Annotated in this window: 2 protein-coding genes; both read right to left on the minus strand. The window is 70.5% G+C overall.

The features are described from left to right. Window positions 1-2,301, minus strand: a 2,301-nt coding sequence (locus tag VGZ23_01425; protein HEV2356265.1) for a DNA translocase FtsK, incomplete at its 3' end; no start/stop codon positions are given. A gap of 54 nt (window positions 2,302-2,355) precedes the next feature. Next, complete coding sequence (locus tag VGZ23_01430; GenBank protein ID HEV2356266.1) at window positions 2,356-3,999, minus strand: ribonuclease J; 1,644 nt, start codon at window positions 3,997-3,999, stop codon at window positions 2,356-2,358. Window positions 4,000-4,081: the final 82 nt, after the last annotated feature.

Genomic DNA, 4,081 nt, shown 5'->3' on the forward strand with positions numbered 1-4,081 from the left:
CGACGCGCCGGCCGTTGCCTGCACCAGCGCATCGACGTACGCGGGTTCCCCCTGCGTTCTCCAAAACTGCACCAGGCGCTCGGTCTCGGCGTCGCCGATGAACGCGCCCTGAACACGGGTGGGCCGGGTCGCGCCGAGCGGGGAAAACAGCATGTCCCCCCGGCCGAGGAGTTTCTCGGCGCCGGGGTGATCGAGAATCGTGCGGCTGTCGACCTGGGACGAGACCGAAAACGCGATGCGCGATGGAATGTTCGCCTTGATCAGCCCCGTGATCACGTCGACGGAGGGCCGCTGCGTCGCGACCAGGAGATGGATGCCGGTCGCGCGGGTCATCTGCGCGAGCCGGCAGATGATCTCTTCGAAATCGGCCGGCGCCACCATCATGAGATCGGCCAGTTCGTCGATGATGATCAGGATGTACGCCAGCGGACGATCGGGATGGCCGGCGTTGAAGGCCTGGATGTTCCGGACGCCGTCGGCGGCGAACATCTCGTAGCGGCTTTCCATTTCCTGAATCGCCCACCGCAGCTTGGCCGCCGCCTCGCGCGGCCCGGTGACCACCGGACTCAAGAGATGGGGAATGCCGTTGTAGTTGGTGAGTTCGACCCGCTTCGGATCGATCATCAAAAACCGCGCCTGCTCCGGCGTCGAGCGGAAGAGAATGCTCGCGATCATCGCGTTCAGCGCGACGCTCTTGCCCGCGCCGGTGGCTCCGGCGATCAGCAGGTGGGGCATCTGCACGAGATCGGCGACGATCGGCGTGCCCGCGATGCCCTTCCCGACGGCGACGGCGAGGGGTGAGGAGGCGCGCGTGAACTCGTCGGCGGCCAGGATTTCGCGGAGGTGCACGAGACTCGGCCGTTCGTTGGGCAGTTCGACGCCGATCGCGGACTTGCCCGGGATCGGGGCTTCCAGCCGGACACTGCTCGCCGCGAGCGACAGCGCGATGTCGTTCTGGAGGCTGGTGATCTTCTGGACCTTGACCCCGGGTGCCGGCTGCAGCTCGTACCGCGTCACGACCGGGCCGGTCTCCCACCGGACGACTTTGGCCTCCACGCCGAAACTCGCCAGCGTGCGCTCGAGGCTGCGGGCGACTTCTTCGGGATCGACCTTGCCCGCCTTCGCCTTGGCCGCAAACGCATCGAGCAGCGAGACATCCGGAACCACGTACGGTCGGCGGGGCTCGACGGGAAACGGCAGCGCCTCCTGCGCCACGCTCGATCGGCGGCGCCGAGGCCGCTTGAGCGAGGCCGGCGGCTCTCCCCCTTGCGGGGGCAGGTCGGCGGCGGGCGGTTCCCCACGATCGTCCGGTTCGCCGCCGGCGGCCGCCTCGCCGAGGGCGTCCATCTTGCCCGCCGCCTCACGAAGCTCCAGCGTCACTTCGTCGCCGGGCATTTCCTCCCCGGCGAAGCGGCCGTCAACGCCGGTTTCAACGGCCGGCGGCGCGACAGCCGCGGTCGGGGACGCCGCGTCGCGCGCGGCGCCGGCCATTTCCGGCGAACGCGACTCGCTCCCCCCCACCGGGGCGGGGATCAACGGAGACGGCGGGCGCGATCGCACAAGCGCCGAGGCGTGATCGCGAAGCCGCCGCAGCCCGTCCACCGCGCCGGCCGCGGCCCGCCACCCTCCCCGCTGGGCGACCGGCAGGCCGGCCGCGGCGGCCCGCCGGAGGAGCCGGCCGGTCTCCCTGAGCGCGACGAGCAGCGCGACGGCAGTCCAGACCACGGCACGGCCGAGCCATACGACGGCCGCCCCAAGCCACCCCGCGACGGCTCTCGCGACCGCCGCCGCCGTCCGCCCCGCGACAACGAACACCCCGAGCCCGGTCTGCGCCAGATCTTCGAGCGACAGTCCCCACAACAGCACGATCACCGCCGCGGCGCCGCCGACGGTCGCGACCCACAACCCCGGCTCACCGGCAAGGCGGCGGAGCGCGAGCGCCGCCAGCGCACCTACATATCCCCCGCCCTTCCGGCCGGACGCGGCCAGTAGCTCCCGCCCGGCCGGGTACTGGAGGTGCAGGGCCACCAGCAGCACGAGATATCCGGCGAGCAGGCTCCAGACGCGCGTGCCCAGGGCAAAGCTTCGCCGCACCAGCAGGATCAGGCCGACTGCGAGGCAGAGGGGCGACAGGGCCCATATTCCAACGCCAAAGGCCTGGCCGCCGCGGGCGGCGACGAGCCGGGGAATGGGCGCGGTCGGCTGCGGGAAGAGGCTAACACCGATCAGGAACGCCAGCGCGATGAGTGCTGCTCCGGCGGCCCTCGTATACACCTGCCCGGACGCCTTGTGCTTCGGCACTGGCGGCCTCCCGTGCTGCGACGACTGCGACGACGAATGCCCGATGGGCGGTGGCTACACTTCCACTAACATCGGTAGGATCATCGGCTGCCGGCGTGTCCGTTCAAACAGGTACCGTCCCAAGGCCTCCCGGATTGCCGACCTGACGGCCGCCCAGTCCGTGGCACCGCGCTCCCGGCAGCGGGCGACCGCCTCCACGATCTGCTTCTTGCACGCCTCGATCAACTCGCCCGACTCGCGCATGTACACGAACCCGCGCGACACGATGTCCGGCGGCATGAGCAATTCGCCGGTCCGCCGCTCGACCGCGACCAGCGCAATCAGCACGCCGTCTTTGGCCAATTGACGGCGATCCCGCAGCACCACCGGCGCGATGCCGCCGAGGCCGTCCACCAGCACGGACCCGGCATCGACCGCCCCGGTGCGCACCAGCCGGTCCGCCGAGGCGGCGACGATGCTCCCATTCTCCGCTACCAGGCTGCGTTCCTCCGGTATGCCGACGGACGCGCCGAGGCGCCGGTTGAGGACCAGGTGCCGGTATTCGCCGTGGACCGGCAGAAAACACCGGGGCCGGAGGAGGGTCAACATCAGCTTCAGTTCCTCTTGACAGGCGTGTCCCGACGCGTGGACGGGTCCGCCGTGCACGACTTCGGCGCCCTGGCGGTAGAGCTCATTGATGGTCCGGGAGACCATGCTCTCGTTGCCGGGGATCGGCGTGGCCGCCAGAATCACCGTATCCCCGGCCTTGATCACGACGGCGCGGTGCTGTCCGACGGCCATCCGGGTCAGCGCGGACATGGGCTCGCCCTGGCTCCCCGTCGTGAGAATGAGCACGTGGGCGTCCCTAAGCGTCTTGAGGTGATCGACCGGCACCATGGTGCCGCGGGGGATCCGCAGAACGCCGAGATCGGACGCGATCTGGACCGTATCGACCATGCTGCGGCCGACCACCGCCACCTTCCGCTCGTGCCGGGCGGCGGTGTCGAACGCCTGCTGGAGCCGGTGGACGTTGCTGGCGAACGTCGTGACGAGCACCCGGCCGGGCGCCCTCGCGACGATCTCATCCAGCGCGGAGCCGACCACGCGCTCCGACGGCGCGAACCCGGGACGCTCCACGTTGGTCGAGTCCATCAATAACAGCCGCACGCCGGCTTCGCCGATTTCGGCGAGGCGGGAGAAATCAGTCGGGCGTTCGCCGATCGGCGTCTGGTCGAACTTGAAGTCGGCCGTGCAGACGAGGGTCCCCGCCGGCGTCCGGACGACGACGGCGCACGCCTGCGGGATGCTGTGGTTGACATGGACGAGCTCCACCTCAAACGGTCCCACCGCGAACGGCCGGCGCGTCTCGCAGGCGACCGCGTGCATGGCCGGCGCGTCGGCCGTCTCTTCCACCCGGCGGCGGGCCAGACCGAGCGTCAGGGGCATGCCGTACACGGGCACCGGCCCGCCCCCTACCGGGGGCGCCGCGCGGAGGAGATACGGAAGACTTCCGACGTGATCCTCGTGCCCGTGCGTCAGCACGACGCCGTGAATCGTGCCGGCCTGTTCGAGCGCGCGGTAGTCGGGGATCACGTAGTCGATGCCGAGGTCTTCTTCCTCGGGGAACATCAGGCCGGCGTCGATGATGAGGCAGTCTCGCCCGACGCGCACAACGGTGCAGTTCTTGCCGATCTCACCGAGGCCCCCGAGCGGGATCACCTCGAGCGCGGGGCCGGCCGCGGGACGGCGCGGCGATCCTCTCGCCGCGGTAGCCGGCGCCGCTCCCGGCGACCCCGGCTGC

It is taken from the genome of bacterium (assembly GCA_035945995.1).
Classification (GTDB): Bacteria; Sysuimicrobiota; Sysuimicrobiia; order Sysuimicrobiales; family Segetimicrobiaceae; genus DASSJF01.